This is a genomic window from Aquicoccus sp. (genome assembly GCF_041686535.1).
In the GTDB taxonomy this organism is placed as follows: Bacteria; Pseudomonadota; Alphaproteobacteria; order Rhodobacterales; family Rhodobacteraceae; genus Aquicoccus.
On record NZ_JAWLDS010000015.1, the window covers coordinates 1 to 14646 of the forward strand.

At 64.3% G+C, this 14646-nt stretch carries 11 protein-coding genes; 4 read left to right on the forward strand and 7 right to left on the reverse strand.

The genetic code is table 11. The annotated features are described in order from the left end of the window. The coding region (locus ACESL9_RS05570) for a hypothetical protein (protein WP_372674581.1) at positions 1-193 on the forward strand (193 nt) is incomplete at its 5' end. 129 nt (positions 194-322) lie between these two features. Here the strand turns inward: ACESL9_RS05570 and pgeF are convergent. The 3 genes from pgeF to lgt are packed head-to-tail and all read right to left on the reverse strand — an operon-like array spanning position 323 to position 3023. Then, positions 323-1078, reverse strand: a complete 756-nt coding sequence (gene pgeF / locus ACESL9_RS05575; protein WP_372610876.1) for a peptidoglycan editing factor PgeF — start codon at positions 1076-1078, stop codon at positions 323-325. Beyond that, complete coding sequence (locus ACESL9_RS05580; RefSeq protein ID WP_372610878.1) at positions 1075-2136, reverse strand: class I SAM-dependent methyltransferase; 1062 nt, start codon at positions 2134-2136, stop codon at positions 1075-1077. The genes pgeF and ACESL9_RS05580 overlap by 4 nt, the downstream gene beginning before the upstream one ends. Next, positions 2133-3023, reverse strand: a complete 891-nt coding sequence (gene lgt, locus ACESL9_RS05585; protein WP_372610880.1) for a prolipoprotein diacylglyceryl transferase — start codon at positions 3021-3023, stop codon at positions 2133-2135. Before lgt ends, ACESL9_RS05580 begins: the two co-directional genes overlap by 4 nt. A 106-nt stretch (positions 3024-3129) precedes the next feature. On the opposite strand from lgt, the gene ACESL9_RS05590 reads away from it, so the two are divergent. Next, positions 3130-3378: an accessory factor UbiK family protein gene (locus ACESL9_RS05590; protein WP_372610882.1), complete on the forward strand. Its 249-nt coding sequence runs from the start codon at positions 3130-3132 to the stop codon at positions 3376-3378. A 304-nt stretch (positions 3379-3682) separates the two neighbouring features. Continuing rightward, positions 3683-5686 carry a bifunctional metallophosphatase/5'-nucleotidase gene (locus ACESL9_RS05595; RefSeq protein WP_372674583.1) on the forward strand — a complete coding sequence of 668 codons (2004 nt, stop codon included), beginning with the start codon at positions 3683-3685 and terminating at the stop codon, positions 5684-5686. A 101-nt stretch (positions 5687-5787) separates the two neighbouring features. On the opposite strand, the gene carB is transcribed toward ACESL9_RS05595, so the two are convergent. From carB to ACESL9_RS05610, 3 genes are all read right to left on the reverse strand, one after another. Then, a complete protein-coding gene (gene carB / locus ACESL9_RS05600) occupies positions 5788-9156 on the reverse strand; it encodes a carbamoyl-phosphate synthase large subunit (RefSeq protein ID WP_372610886.1) in 3369 nt (1122 codons plus the stop codon). Between the two features lie 119 nt (positions 9157-9275). Beyond that, the gene (locus ACESL9_RS05605) at positions 9276-9923 is read right to left on the reverse strand and encodes a hypothetical protein (RefSeq protein WP_372674584.1); all 648 of its coding nucleotides are present in this window, start codon (positions 9921-9923) and stop codon (positions 9276-9278) included. A gap of 176 nt (positions 9924-10099) precedes the next feature. Then, positions 10100-11332: a class I SAM-dependent methyltransferase gene (locus tag ACESL9_RS05610; RefSeq protein ID WP_372610890.1), complete on the reverse strand. Its 1233-nt coding sequence runs from the start codon at positions 11330-11332 to the stop codon at positions 10100-10102. A gap of 265 nt (positions 11333-11597) precedes the next feature. On the opposite strand from ACESL9_RS05610, the gene aspS reads away from it, so the two are divergent. After that, positions 11598-13373, forward strand: a complete 1776-nt coding sequence (aspS, locus tag ACESL9_RS05615; RefSeq protein WP_372610892.1) for an aspartate--tRNA ligase — start codon at positions 11598-11600, stop codon at positions 13371-13373. Between the two features lie 165 nt (positions 13374-13538). Here the strand turns inward: aspS and proX are convergent, their stop codons facing one another. Further along, the gene (gene proX, locus ACESL9_RS05620; RefSeq protein ID WP_372610894.1) at positions 13539-14588 is read right to left on the reverse strand and encodes a glycine betaine/L-proline ABC transporter substrate-binding protein ProX; all 1050 of its coding nucleotides are present in this window, start codon (positions 14586-14588) and stop codon (positions 13539-13541) included. Positions 14589-14646 lie beyond the last annotated feature (58 nt).

The window sequence follows — 14646 nt, forward strand, 5'->3', positions numbered from 1 at the left end:
CGTGGTTTCACGCTGTGCGGTTTCGATGACCGATTTGATCCAACGGGGCTGCTTCTTCATCCTGTATCTCCTGCCTTGGCCCATCGTGGCGCTTTCCTCCATTCTTGCCAGAGGATTCGGACAAAGATTTGGCTCCGGAAGGGCGCTTTACGGGTTTGACAAGGACCGCGCGACGGCATTCATCCGTCGGTGAACACCAACCGGTGGGGCGGATGAATCGGGGTAAAAATCTTTGAAAAACATGCGCTTCCGGGTCACCGTCGCGAGAGGCAAGCGATCGTTTCCGGCATGAATGGGGCGGAGCTGTGGCCGGGATGGGCCTTCACAGGCGGATCACCGACATGAGGCGGCCGTAATCGGCCTCGCCCGCATGTGTCGTGCGGCGGTAACTGTAGAAACGGACCGGGTCGTTATAGGTGCAATGGCGGGTCCATTCGGCCGAACCCACACCGGCCTCGCGCAGACGGTGCAGCCCGTAACCGGGAAGGTCGAAATGATAGCGGTCACCGGTGCCATTGGCAAAAAAGCGGTGGTTCCCGGGATCGTCGGCGAGAAATTGGTCGAGGAATTCCGGGCCGACTTCATAAGCTGCCTGGCTGATCGTCGGGCCAATCACCGCTTGGGTGCTTTCGCGTTTGGCGCCAAGGGATTCCATGGCATCAAGCGTCGCCTCCAACACGCCGGAAAGCGCGCCTTTCCAACCGGCATGGGCGGCGCCGACGACCCCGGCCTCGGAGTCGGCAAGGAGAACAGGCTGGCAATCGGCGGTCAGAACGCCGAGTGCGAGGCCGGGTGTCGATGTGACCAGCGCATCGGCTTGCAGACGTGTTTCAGGTGGCCCGTTCAGCGTGACCACATCGGCGGAATGGACCTGATGGAGTGTTACCAGGTTGTCGGGCAAGACATTGATTTCATGCGCAACGCGGGCACGGTTCACCGTCACGGCCTCGACCTGGTCCGAGGAGCCGGGGCCACAGTTGAGCCCGGCGAACACGCCTGACGAACTGCCACCCCTGCGGGTGAAAAACCCGTGGCGCAGGGGGTGGAGCAGCGGCGATGTGATGGCTTCCAGCGTCATGGTTCCAATCCCGGCGGGGGCTTGGCGGATTTCGGATATAGCCCCAGCACCTTGAAGAGCGTCCCCATTTCAGACGGGCGCGTCAACCGCCGATGCGCGGCGATGTGGGATTGCAGGAGCTTTCCGTCCAGGTGTTCGGCCAATGCTTTCGCGCGTTGGGTGATGCCGAGCCGTTCGAGAAAGACCCCCTGTGGCGTGAGGCGGGTGTGGGCGGACGGGCTCGCCCGTGCCAGAACCTCGAAATCGACATGCGCGGTGAGATCGGAGTCTCCCATGTTTTCCAGTGGGTTGGAGGGTTTGTGCCGGTGCAGCGCCTGAAGCGTGTCGCCGAGGCTGTGCCAGTCGCCATAATCGATGAGGAGCGCGGCACCGCCGTGGGCTTCGATCCCCCGGCCGATGGATTTGGAGATGGCGGCGGCGGCGGGTGCAACTTCGACCAGGTCATCGTCGCGCGTATCGGACAGCCGGTGCGAGAGCATGGGTTCAGGGGCGGGCGGGGCGAGGACGAAGGTGAACTGGCCATCTTCGAACCCGATCCGGCGTTCGCGCCAGCCGTCGCCGTGGCGGATGAACTGGTGGATGGGCAGGGCGTCGAAAAACTCGTTCGCGACAAGAAAAAGCGGGTGGTCGGGCAGGGTTTCGATGCGGTCGGTCCATTCGACCCTGTGTCCGGCGAGGGTCGATTCCTGTGTGCTGCGCAAGGGCTCAGACGCCTCGACCAGCCAGATATTTGCCGCGTCGTGAAAGCCGGGCACGGTGCGCGTGGCGCGCAGGATGTCGGCCATGAGAGTACCGCGCCCCGGTCCGAGCTCGGCCAGGGTGAAGGGCGCGGGCGCGCCCTGATCGAGCCAGGCTTGTGCAAGGCTCAGCCCCAGAAGTTCGCCGAACATCTGGGAAATTTCGGGCGCGGTGGTGAAATCACCGGCAGTGCCCAGCGGATCGCGCGTGGTGTAATAGCCGAATCGCGGGTTGAGCAGACATTCCGCCATGAAATCCGCGACCGGGATCGGCCCTTGCGCGAGGATACGGTCGCGCAAAATGGTTTCCAATTCCTTCATGCCACGCGCGAGCGCCGGGAATAGACAATCAATCCAAGGCCAAGCGCCAGCATGGGCAGGGACAGAAGCTGTCCCATGGTGAGGCCGGTTGTGCCAATCTGGAGCGCATGGCCCAGCGGATTGCCGGGGGTGACGAACTGTGCATCGGGCTGGCGAAAGAATTCGACAAAGAAGCGTGCGGCGCCGTATCCGGCAAAAAACGTGCCTGAAATCAGGCCCGGATACTTGAACCCGCGGCGCCGCCAGACCAGCCACAGGAGCAGCAATCCAAGGATCAGACCTTCGAGCGCGGCCTCGTAGAGCTGTGACGGGTGCCGCGCGCAAACCCCTGTGATATCAGGGCAATCCTGTGCCGCCTGGCCGGGAAAGACGACCCCCCAGGGCAGGGTTGTGGGCCGCCCCCACAGCTCGGCATTGATGAAGTTCGCGATACGCCCCAGCATCAGCCCCCAGGGCACGCCAAGCGCGATGGCGTCGGCGGTGGAGAGCTTGGGGAGGTGGTGGCGCAGGGTGAAGAGCCAGATCGCGAGTGCAACGCCCAGGAAACCGCCGTGAAAGGCCATGCCGCCCTGCCAGACCATCGGGATTTGCGAAGGGTTTTCAAGGAAATAGCCCGGGTTGTAAAAGATCACGTAGCCCAGCCGCCCGCCCAGAATCACCCCCAGGATGATCCATGTGAGCAGGTCGTCGACCAGTTCGGGGCGCATCGGGGGGCTGTCGCCGGGCCAGAGCGTGGGGCGGCGCAGGGCGCGCAGGGTCAGGCGCCACGCGATGATGATCCCCAATATATAGGCGAGCGCATACCAGCGTAACGCAAAATCCATGCCAAACAGCGTGATCGAGAAGATCTCGGGCGAGATGTCGGGGAAGGGGATCAGGGCGCTCATGGTCGGTGTTTTGGGGCTGGAACGGGGGGCAAGTCAAGCTTGCGGTTCAGGCTGGACGCCCCCATATAGAAACGTAACGTGATTGCGTTTTCCCAAGGGGGTTCCCATGCAGACCCGCAACAAGATATTCGACGACATGAGCCAGCTCATGACCAACGCTATGGGCGTGGCCCAGGGCGCCAAGGACGAGGCCGAAACGGCGATGAAATCCTTTGTCGACAGGTGGTTGGCCGACCGTGATTTCGTCACCCGCGAAGAGTTCGACGCGGTGCGCGCGATGGCCCAGAAGGCGCGGGAAGAGAACGAGTCGCTCAAGGCGCGCCTCGCCGCGCTCGAGGAAAAGCTGGCCGAGTGAGGCCCGCGCAAAGCCCGCGTCAAGGATTTCGATCTGGCGATTTCGACGGGGGGTGACTTGCGTGCACCGCCCGGCTGCCATCCGGCTGCCGGGTGATGCCGGAATGTTGAAATAGGGTAAATGTTAACGGGGCGCGCGTTGTCGCGCTGGTTCCGGTGGTCGGCATGCGCCGAAACGCGTCCGCCACCGATGCAGGACAGGCGCCCGCGCGGCCCTGTCACCGAAAATTCACGCTTCATTTGCCGGGCTGTCGCATCGACCCGGTAGCGCCGACCCATCACTGACAAACCAGATGGGGTTTTCGATGCGCTTTTCCCGAACGAACATGAATCGCCGTGGTTTTCTGACCGCGGGTGCGGCCAGCGTGGCCGCCTTTAGCTCGGTGCTGAGCTTTCGCGCCAATGCCAGCGCGGGGGCGGGCGAGCTCTTGATGGTGCCGACTGAGCCCAACCCGGCGGGGTGGTTCGAGCGGCTTTTCGTGCTCAAGGGTGATCCGCTGGACGGGCCGATCGAGCGCATCGTGACCGAAGAGGGCAACCCGGTGCCCGCCCCGGTTCTGGAGCCGGGCACGCGGCGGGTGCTGCGGCTGATGCATTTCAACGACATGCACAACCACATCACCGATATGCACGGCAAGAAGGGCGACACCCACCGCATGGCGCAGATCGTCCAGCGGGTGAACGCGGCGCGCGCGGCAGCGGGCGAGGACGAGATCGTTCTGCTGCTCTCGGGCGGTGACGATCACACCGGGTCGGTGTTCGACGAATTGCTGGGCTGGGCGCCCGACGAATATGTCGCCGACGCGGGCTATCGCGTCAATTCCGCCGCCGGGGTGGATGTGGCCGTGCTGGGCAATCACGAGTTCGACCGCGGGGCCGAGATGCTGCGCATCGGGATCGAGAAGGACGCGGATTTCCCGGTGCTGACCGCGAATGTGCATGGCTCGGCGCATCTGATGCGCGATCGCGACTACGTGGCCGCCGCCGTGGGCGAGGTGAGGGGTCTGCGTATCGGGTTCGTCGGGCTGACCACGCAGGTGGATACGCGCGTGGGCCAGCCGGACGATCCGGACATGAACGTGGCGAGTCCGGTGCAGGCGATCAGGAACGTGATGCCCGCGCTGGCCGAGGTGAGCGACGTGGTGGTGATCCTGTCGCATTGCGGGTATGGCACGGGCCAGAGCCGCAGCGGCAAGGCGGGCGCGGTGCGCATGATCGGCGAGGGCGATTTTGACATCGCCGCCGCGGCGGGCGCATTGACCTACAAGCCGGTGGTCCTCATCGGCGGGCATTCGCATGATCGTCTGAACGAAGGCGGACTCAACCCCGACAACGTGATGGAGGGGGTCTTGATGACGCAGGCCGAGGCCAACGGCAAATACCTTGGTGAGATTGCGATGTCGCTCGGGGCGGATCAGGGACGCAAGGCGTGGTTCACCCATGTCGGCCTGCACCCGGTGAAGCCGCGCGATCAGCAAGTGGCCGAGGATGACCCGAAATTCGGCACGCTGGAACAGCCGGGCGATTACGACGCGGAATTCGAGGCCGCCCATATCGAGCCGCTGCGCGAGGCTCTCAAGGACAAGCTGGCCGAGACCATCGGCACGGTGACGGCGGGTGACGCGGTGAGCACCGAGACCGTGATGGCCGATCGTTATGGCCGGGAAAACGCGCTGCTCAACTTCATGAACGATGCGCTGGTGGCGCGGTCGGCGGAGTTCCCCAACGGCACGGTCGACCTGGCGCTGTTCAACGCCACGGCGATCCTGTCGGGGGTGGCCGACGGGCCGCTGACCTTTGGCCAGTGGTATGACGTGATGCCCTATGCCGACCAGGTGCATGTGGCCGAGATGACCGGCGCGCAGATCCGCGACATGGTGCAATCGAACGCCAAGCGTATCGTGCGGGCCGAGGAGGAGGCCGAGCTTGACCTTTCCGGGTTCGTCTCACGCGGGTTCCTGCATTTCTCGGACGCGCTGCGCTATCGCATCGCGCCGGGTTCCAGCGCGTCGGAGGCGCGGGCCGAGGAGGTCACCCTGATGGGGCAGCCGATCGAGGAGATGCTGGAGCGCAAGTTCCGCGTGGCGATCAACACCTATATCCGGCTGGGCGCGTTTTCCGAGGCGTGGAACGGACAGGCGATTGGTGCAGGTGTGCCGGGAGAGATCGCGGGCATGGACCTGCGCGGGCTCGATTACAAGGATACCGGGCTGGTCTATCGCAACGAGATCATCGCCTTTATCCGCGAGCAGGGCGGCATCAGCGCCGAGGCGGGCGCGCGGCTTGACGGGCGTTTGAGCGTCGGCTGAGCAAGGCGCGTAGATACGCGAATTTCCCGGGCGCGGGCGGTGTGACTGCCCGCGCCTTTTGCATGTCCGGGCCGCGATCGGCGCGGGCGGGTCTTGATGCCTTATCCCTGGAGCGAAAGCACCGAAAGCGCGTCTTCGCCGCGGGCGCGGATTGCCTGGGCGGCGGCGTGGGCGGCGGCGGCGGTGGTGAAATAGGGGATCTTGTCATAGAGCGCGACCGAGCGGATTTCGCGGCTGTCGGCGACGGCGGCGGCGCCTTCGGTGGTGTTCATGACAAGGGCGATATCGCCGTCCTTGAGCTGATCGACCACGTTGGGGCGGCCCTCATAGACCTTTTTCACCACGTCGCAGGCGATGCCGTGGCTTTCGAGAAAGGCGGCGGTTCCGGAGGTGGCGGTGATGGAAAAGCCTTGCGAGACAAGGATTTGCGCGGTCTCCACCAGTTGCGGGGTCTTGTCGGAATCCTTGATCGAAAAGAACACCCGGCCGCTCTCGGGCAGGTGGTTGCCGGCGCCCATCTGCGCCTTGAGAAAGGCCAGCGGGAAGGAACGATCCCAGCCCATCACCTCGCCGGTGGAGCGCATTTCGGGGCCGAGGATGGTATCGACGCCGGGGAAGCGGGCGAAGGGAAGCACGGCCTCTTTCACCGAGAACCATGGCATGTCGGGATCGGCCAGCGTCATCGGGTCGGCGGATTTGAGGGTGCCGGGCTTGGCATCGGCGGCATAGGGGGCGCGCAGCGGGAAGTTCTCCATCGGTTCGCCCGCCATGAGCCGCGCGGCAATGGAAGCGATCGCCGAATCCGTGGCCTTGGCCACGAAAGGCACGGTGCGCGAGGCGCGGGGGTTGACCTCGATCAGGAAGATCTCGTCCTCGCCGGCGTCATTGGATTTGATCGCGAATTGCACGTTCATCAGGCCCACGACGTTGAGCGCCAGCGCCAGTGCCCCGGTCTGTTGCTTGATTTCGTCGATGACGGCGCGGGAGAGCGAGTAGGGCGGCAGCGAACAGGCGCTGTCGCCCGAGTGTACGCCGGCCTCTTCGATATGCTGCATGATGCCCGCGACATGCACGGATGTGCCGTCGCAAAGCGCATCGACGTCAAGCTCGACCGCGCCCGCGAGATAGCTGTCGAGCAGCACGGGGCTGTCACCCGAGACCACCACGGCCTCGGAGATGTAGCGGGTGAGGTGGTCCATGTCGCGCACGATCTCCATCGCGCGCCCGCCCAGCACGTAGGAGGGGCGGATGACCAGCGGGAAGCCGATTTCCTCGGCGATGGCCAGGGCCTGCGCGTCGGTCGAGGCGATGCCGTTCTTGGGCTGCTTGAGGCCAAGCTGGTTCACGAGCGCCTGGAACCTTTCGCGATCTTCGGCAAGGTCGATGGCGTCGGGCGTGGTGCCGAGGATCGGGATACCCTCGGCGTCGAGCGCGTTGGCGAGCTTGAGCGGCGTCTGGCCGCCGAACTGCACGATCACGCCATGCAGGGTGCCGTTGTCCTGTTCGACGCGCAGGATTTCCATCACGTGCTCGAAGGTGAGCGGTTCGAAATAGAGCCGGTCGGAGGTGTCGTAATCGGTGCTGACCGTCTCGGGGTTGCAGTTGATCATGATCGTCTCGTACCCCGCATCGGTGAGCGCGAAACAGGCGTGACAGCAGCAGTAATCGAACTCGATCCCCTGGCCGATCCGGTTGGGGCCACCTCCGAGGATCACCACCTTCTTGCGGTCCGATGGCCGGGCCTCGCACTCGACATCGCCCATGACGGGGGATTCGTAGGTGGAATACATGTAAGGGGTCTGGGCCTCGAACTCGGCGGCGCAGGTGTCGATGCGCTTGAAAACGGCGGTGACACCCTTGGCCGTGCGGGCGCGGCGCACGTCGGACTCGGTGAACCCGGTGAGGTGGGCCAGCCGCGCATCGGTAAAGCCCATCATCTTGAGTCTGCGCAGACCGTCCGCGTCGGTGGGCAGGCCGCTCTCGCGCACCTCGTTCTCGGCTTCGACGATTTCGCGGATACGGGCGAGGAACCACGGATCGAACATGGTGACGGCGTGGATCTCGTCATCCGAGAGCCCGTGGCGCATGGCCTGTGCGATGGTGCGCATACGGTCGGGGGTTTGGCTCGAAATCGCCTTGATCACCGCGGCCTTGTCGGGGGCGGGCGACCACGGATCGGTGCCGACGCCGGGGATCGCCACCTCGTCAAAGCCGGTGAGGCCGGATTCCATCGAGGCCAGCGCCTTTTGCAGGCTTTCATGGATGGTGCGGCCGATGGCCATGGCCTCGCCCACGGATTTCATCGCGGTGGTCAGGTGCGGCTCGGAGCCGGGGAATTTCTCGAAGGCGAATTTCGGGATCTTGGTGACGACATAGTCGATGGTCGGCTCGAAGCTGGCGGGTGTGACCTTGGTGATGTCGTTGTCGAGCTCGTCGAGCGTGTAGCCGACGGCAAGTTTCGCCGCGATCTTGGCGATGGGAAAGCCCGTGGCCTTGGACGCCAGCGCCGAGGAGCGCGAGACGCGGGGGTTCATCTCGATCACGACCATGCGGCCGTCGTCAGGGTTCACCGCCCATTGGACGTTGGAGCCGCCGGTTTCGACCCCGATCTCGCGCAGCACGGCGATGGAGCCGTTGCGCATGATCTGGTATTCCTTGTCGGTGAGGGTGAGCGCGGGCGCGACGGTGATCGAATCGCCCGTGTGCACGCCCATCGGATCGACGTTCTCGATGGCGCAGACGATGATCGCGTTGTCGGCCTTGTCGCGCACGACCTCCATCTCGAACTCTTTCCAGCCGAGGAGCGATTCATCGACGAGGATCTGACCCACGGGTGAGGCGTCCATGCCCGAGCGGCAGTAATGGATGTAATCGTCGCGGTTATAGGCGACGCCGCCGCCAGTGCCACCCAGCGTATAGGCCGGGCGGATGATGGCGGGCAGGCCGATATCTTCGAGCGCGTCGAGCGCGATTTGCACGCCAGCAGCGAGATCGAAGCGCCCCTGTTCGTCCTTGGGGGCGGTGACGATGGTGGCGCGGGGGTTCTCGATGCCGAGCCGGTCCATCGCCTCGCGGAAGAGCTTGCGGTCCTCGGCCATTTCGATGGCCTCGCGCTTGGCGCCGATCATCTCGACGCCGAATTTCTCGAGCACGCCCATCTCTTCGAGCTTGAGCGAGGTGTTGAGCCCGGTCTGGCCGCCCATCGTGGGCAGGAGCGCGTCGGGGCGTTCCTTCTCGATGATCTTGGCCACCACTTCGGGGGTGATCGGTTCGATATAGGTGGCGTCGGCGAGCCCCGGGTCGGTCATGATCGTGGCGGGGTTGGAATTGACGAGGATGACGCGATATCCCTCTTCGCGCAGGGCCTTGCAGGCCTGGGCGCCGGAATAGTCGAACTCGCAGGCCTGGCCGATGATGATCGGCCCCGCCCCGATGATCATGATCGACTTGATATCGGTTCTTTTCGGCATGTCGCATCCCCGGTCATCATGTGGCGCAAATTGCCGTGGGTTATAGACAACGCGGCCCCACGTGCAAGGGCGGATCGGAGATGAAGCGGGCGTGCGCAGTGCCTTGCCCGGCGCCGCGATCAGGAGGCCGGGGCGAGGTCGGCGAAGCGTTCGCGGGTGACGCGCCTGGGTCGGATTCGGGCCGGTTGTGCATCGGGATTCGGCGGTTCCGGTTCGATATCGGTGCGGTCGTTGTCGAACGCGGGTTCGGCATGACGTTCGATTGATACCCCCGTGCCGAGGGTGCCATCTTCGAGCAGATCGGCAAGCGTGGTGCAGCCGATGTCGAAATCGACAACGTGGAAGCCGATTCCCATCCTGCCGTCGCCTGTCGCCGAATCGGCCCAAGCGCCCTGGCCGGTGCGGGCAAGGTGTTCCGCGATCCGGGTGATCAGCGCGTCCCGGCGGCTGCGTTCATCGGCATCGGCCGTGCCGCCGGAGAGAGGATAGTTGATGTGCAGGTAGGCCATTTCGCTGGCGGGAATCTCGGCGAAGCCGGTATCGCGCAGGTGGTCGAGATGGTCGCGGATGCGTGGCCACTGGGCCGCGTCATATCGCGCGCATTCGGCCGGGTGGCCGAGATTGCCCACCTTGAGGGTGATCACGCCATCGGCGGCGTCGAGCCAGACATAGGCCATGCCCAGGCTGTCCCGACGATAGAGCCGCAGCGGGCGCGGCAGATCCCGGGAGGCGCGATTGCGCACGCGTTGTGCGATCCGCTCGCCCATGGCGCCGGCACCCGCGGAAAGCCGCGGGATGAGTTTGGCTACGGGGCCTTTAATCGGTAGCACTCTTCTGTCCCTGGTCTGTCCAGTTCGTTTCTATCCCGCCGTTCTAGCGGGGCCACGAGGGCAGGAATGTGGCGACGATAGGGCGATTTGAGGCAACCGCGCGGCGGGGCCGGTTACTCCGCCGCGCGGACGTAATCTGCCGCTGTGCTGTCGCGGTAGAGATAATCGCGGGTGAGCGGCACCGCAGCCTGATCGGGCGAAAGCTGCACCTGGAACACGACCTGCGCATTGTAGCGGAACGTGAGCTCGCAAGCGACGAGGTAATAGCGCCACATCCGGCAGAACCTGTCGTCATAGAGGGCACGCGCCTTGTCGATATTGGCGACAAAGCGGTCATACCAGTGTTTGAGCGTTTCGGCATAATGCAGGCGCCAGACCTCGATATCGGTGGTGACGAGGCCGCGCGGTTCGACGGCGGCCATCAGCTCGGACAGGGCGGGCACGTAGCCGCCGGGAAAAATGTATTTCGTGATCCAGGGGCTGGTGGCGCCCGGCGGGCCGGAGCGGCCGATCGTGTGGACGAGCGCAATGCCGGCATCGGTCAGCAGATCCTCGATCTTATCGAAATAGGTGCTGTAATGGGGCACGCCGACATGCTCGAACATGCCGACCGAGACGATCCGGTCGAATTTTCCGGTCACGTCGCGGTAATCCTTGAGCAGGAAACGGGCGCGATCGGCAAGCCCTGCCTTTTCGGCGCGGTGGTTGGCCATTGCGTGCTGTTCGGTCGAGAGCGTCACCCCGGTGACATCGGCGCCGTAGTCGCGCGCCAGCGTGAGCCCCATGCCGCCCCAGCCACAGCCGATATCGAGCACGCGCATGCCCGGTTCGATCCGCAGCTTCTCGGCGATGTGGCGTTTCTTGGCCTCCTGCGCCTCGTCCAGCGTCATGTCGGGGTGCGCGAAGTAGCCACAGGAATATTGCCGGTCGGCATCGAGGAAGAGATCGTAAAGTTCGCCCGAGAGGTCATAGTGATGGGCGACGTTGGCGCGTGCGCGGGGCACGGGGTTGAATTGCTGGAGGCGACGCCCGGCACGGCGCAGGGTTTCGAGCGGGCGGCGGAACCACGGCTGGCCGTGGCTGGCCACGTTGCGGATGGCCAGGGTGAGAAAGCCGTAAAGGTCATCCCCCTCGATGGTGAGCGTGCCGTCCATGTAGCCCTCGCCCACCGCCATTTCAGGATTGAGTATGAGGCGGCGGGGCAGGGCCGGATCATGCAGCGTGACGGAAACGCGCTCTCCCTTGCCATTGCCGTAATGCCGGCTCTGCCCGTCGGGCAACGTGACCGAGAAATCGCCGTCACGAATGAGATGCGCCAGAAAACGATCGAGTATGCGGGTCCACATATGTCTCTCCCTCTTGTTGCGCGCCGAACCCTGCGCGCGGAAAAAACCCGTGATCCTTGCCTTGCCTCTGATTTCTTGCTCGGGACGCGAAATTCGTCCCCATTTTTCCTTGTCCAGGTGTCAATTTAGCGGATTTTCAAGATTTCGCAAAGACCCAGCCGCGGGATCGGCGGGTTCCGGCCCCGAGCCCTTGACTTTGCCTTTCATGCAAGGTGTATCGACGCGACCGGTTCAACCACCCCGCAAGCCTCGGAAGGGACGAAACATGCACGCCTATCGCAGCCATACCTGCGCCGCACTGACCAAGCAAAACGTGGGCGAGAGCGTCCGCCTGTCGGGTTGGGTGCATCGCGTGCGCGATCACGGCGGGGTTCTGTTCATCGACCTGCGCGACCATTACGGCATGACACAGGTGCTGTGCGACCCCGACAGCCCGGTTTTCGCCGAGGTCGAGAAACTGCGCAGCGAATGGTGCGTGCGCATCGACGGCACCGTCAAGGCGCGCGATGCGTCGCTGGTCAATCCCAGGATTCCAACCGGTGAGATCGAGGTCTATATCCGCGATATCGAGGTCCTGGGCGCGGCCGGGGAATTGCCGCTGATGGTGTTCGGCGACCAGGAATATCCCGAGGAGACGCGCCTGCGTTACCGTTATCTAGATCTGCGCCGCGAGAAGATGCAGGCGCATATGAAACTGCGCAGCGACATGGTGGCCAGCATCCGCCGCCGGATGTGGGACGGGGGCTTTCGCGAATACCAGACGCCGATCATCACCGCGTCATCCCCCGAGGGTGCGCGCGATTTCCTGGTGCCGAGCCGCCTGCATCCGGGCAAGTTCTATGCGCTGCCGCAGGCGCCGCAGCTCTTCAAGCAGCTGATCATGGTCAGCGGTTTCGACAAGTATTTCCAGATCGCGCCGTGTTTCCGCGACGAGGACCCGCGCGCCGACCGCAGCCCCACGGATTTCTACCAGCTCGACATGGAGATGTCGTTCGTCGAGCAGGAGGACGTGTTCGCCACGATCCAGCCGGTGATCGAGGGCGTGTTCGAGGAGTTCGGCGGTGGCCACAAGGTCGATAAACTGTGGCCGCGCATCCGTTATGCGGACGCGATGAAATGGTATGGCACCGACAAGCCCGACCTGCGCAACCCGATCAAGATGCAGGAGGTGAGCGAGCATTTCCGGGGGTCGGGTTTCGCGATCTTCGCCAAGCTGCTTGAGCAGGAGGGCACCGAGATTCGCGCCATTCCCGCGCCGGGCGGCGGGTCGCGCAAGTTCTGCGACCGGATGAACGCCTATGCCCAGAAAGAGGGCCTGCCGGGGATGGGGTATATCTTCTGGCGTGAGGGCGAGAATGGCATCGAGGCCGCCGGGCCGTTGGCCAAGAATATCGGCCCCGAGCGGACCGAGGCGACCCGCCGGCAACTGGGCCTTGGCAAGGGGGATGCGGCGTTCTTTCTCGGTGGCAAGCCGGCCAGTTTCGAGGCCGTGGCCGGGCGGGCGCGCAACGTGATCGGCGAGGAATTGAACCTCACCGAGCAGAACCGCTTTGCCTTTTGCTGGATCGTCGATTTCCCGATGTACGAGAAAGACGACGAGAGCGGCGAGATCGACTTTTCCCACAACCCGTTCTCGATGCCGCAGGGGGGCATGGCGGCGCTGGAGGGCGATCCGCTTGACGTGCTGGGCTATCAGTATGACCTGGCCTGCAACGGGTATGAACTGGTGTCGGGGGCGATCCGGAACCACCAGCTCGACATCATGTATCGCGCTTTCGAGCTGGCAGGCTATGGCAAGGACGAGGTCGAGAAACGCTTTGGCGGCATGGTCAACGCGTTCAAATACGGCGCTCCGCCGCATGGCGGTTGTGCCGCCGGGATCGACCGGATGGTGATGCTTCTGGCCGACGAGCCGAACATCCGCGAGGTCATCATGTTCCCGATGAACCAGCGCGCCGAAGACCTGATGATGAACGCCCCGTCGGAGGCCAGCCCCGAACAGTTGATGGAACTGAGCCTGCGGGTGATCGAGCGGGAGTGAGCGAGCGCCCGAAAGGCCGGGGCTGCACTTTCGCAGGGCGGCCGCATCCGGTTCGGCGCATTGGGCTGTCGCGATCTCTGCCATGACCCTGATATGACCGTGCCGCGACTCTGACGAGCCGCGGCACGGTTGAACAGCACGCATAGAGCGCGTGAACGGGAGCGGTCAGCCTTCTGCGGCCTCGCGCGCAGTGGCCAGCCACTCGTCGACCTGATCGCGGTTGTCGTCGATCCATTCGGATGCCTGGCGGCTCAGGTCTTCGGCGCTGTCCTCACCTTCGTTCATCATCGCGTTCTGGGCGAAGATGTCGTCGATCGGGATGCGGGCGACCTCGAGCAAGGCGCGCACGGCCGGATTGTCGTCGAGGAACGCGCTGTTTGCCACCGGCCGGATGTCGTTGGCCGGCCAACCCAGATCGCAGGGATCGGCGCCGCCTGCACAGCCGGCAAGCCCCTCGACCTCGGTCGCGTCGGCCAGGTCCATCTGATCCTCGGGCAGCGAGGTTTCGTCCATCTGCAGCCAGACCACGTCTTCGCCCGGCGGCAGGATGCCGACCGTCCAGTTCGGCGTCCAGGTGTAGAAGAAGATCGGATCGCCGTTGTCATAGCGCGCCACGGTATCGGCCATGGAGGCCGAGTAACCGGCCGTGATCGGCTTGAAATGCTCGTCCCAGCCGAATTCCTCGAAGTGATGCGAGATCACCTCTTCGCAGCCCCAGCCCGGCGGGCAGGCCACCAGGTCGGCAAGTCCGTCGCCATCGGCATCGAACAGGGCCTGGATCTCGGGATCGGTGAGATCCTCGACATGGGTGATGTCATGTTCGTCGGCGGTTTTCTTGTCGATCAGGTAGCCCTGGAGCGCGCCGCCCTTGGCGACATGGCCGACGACTTCGGCGCCATCGGCAAAGGAGTCCTCGTAGGTGTTGTGCAGCGGGAACCAGCCGTTGACCCAAAGATCGACATCGCCGAACGCCACCGACTGGTAGAAGGGCGGATTGTCGAGCGTGGTCGCTTCACTCACCTCGTAGCCGAGTTCCTCGAGCATGCTGGCGTAAACCTCGGCCTGCCACCAGCCGGTGTCCCAGGTTGCCCGGGCCATGTTGATGGTCGTGCCGTCGCCGGGCTCTTCTTGCGCGGTCGCGGTCAGCGGTATCGCCAGTACACCAGCGCAAAGCGCAGTGGTGGCCATTTTGCGAATATTCGACAAGCGTTGCATGTCTTTGACCTCCTGTTTCTCGGTTTCGATTGTCTGCCGTGCCGGTCATGGCGCGGCG

Bases quoted from the DNA above. Each gene is read 5' to 3' on its own strand.
- pgeF (WP_372610876.1), bottom strand. From the start codon at position 1,078: ATGACGCTGGAAGCCATCACATCGCCGCTGCTCCACCCCCTGCGCCAC.
- ACESL9_RS05580 (WP_372610878.1), bottom strand. From the start codon at position 2,136: ATGAAGGAATTGGAAACCATTTTGCGCGACCGTATCCTCGCGCAAGGG.
- lgt (WP_372610880.1), bottom strand. From the start codon at position 3,023: ATGAGCGCCCTGATCCCCTTCCCCGACATCTCGCCCGAGATCTTCTCG.
- ACESL9_RS05590 (WP_372610882.1), top strand. From the start codon at position 3,130: ATGCAGACCCGCAACAAGATATTCGACGACATGAGCCAGCTCATGACC.
- ACESL9_RS05595 (WP_372674583.1), top strand. From the start codon at position 3,683: ATGCGCTTTTCCCGAACGAACATGAATCGCCGTGGTTTTCTGACCGCG.
- carB (WP_372610886.1), bottom strand. From the start codon at position 9,156: ATGCCGAAAAGAACCGATATCAAGTCGATCATGATCATCGGGGCGGGG.
- ACESL9_RS05605 (WP_372674584.1), bottom strand. From the start codon at position 9,923: ATGGGCGAGCGGATCGCACAACGCGTGCGCAATCGCGCCTCCCGGGAT.
- ACESL9_RS05610 (WP_372610890.1), bottom strand. From the start codon at position 11,332: ATGTGGACCCGCATACTCGATCGTTTTCTGGCGCATCTCATTCGTGAC.
- aspS (WP_372610892.1), top strand. From the start codon at position 11,598: ATGCACGCCTATCGCAGCCATACCTGCGCCGCACTGACCAAGCAAAAC.
- proX (WP_372610894.1), bottom strand. From the start codon at position 14,588: ATGCAACGCTTGTCGAATATTCGCAAAATGGCCACCACTGCGCTTTGC.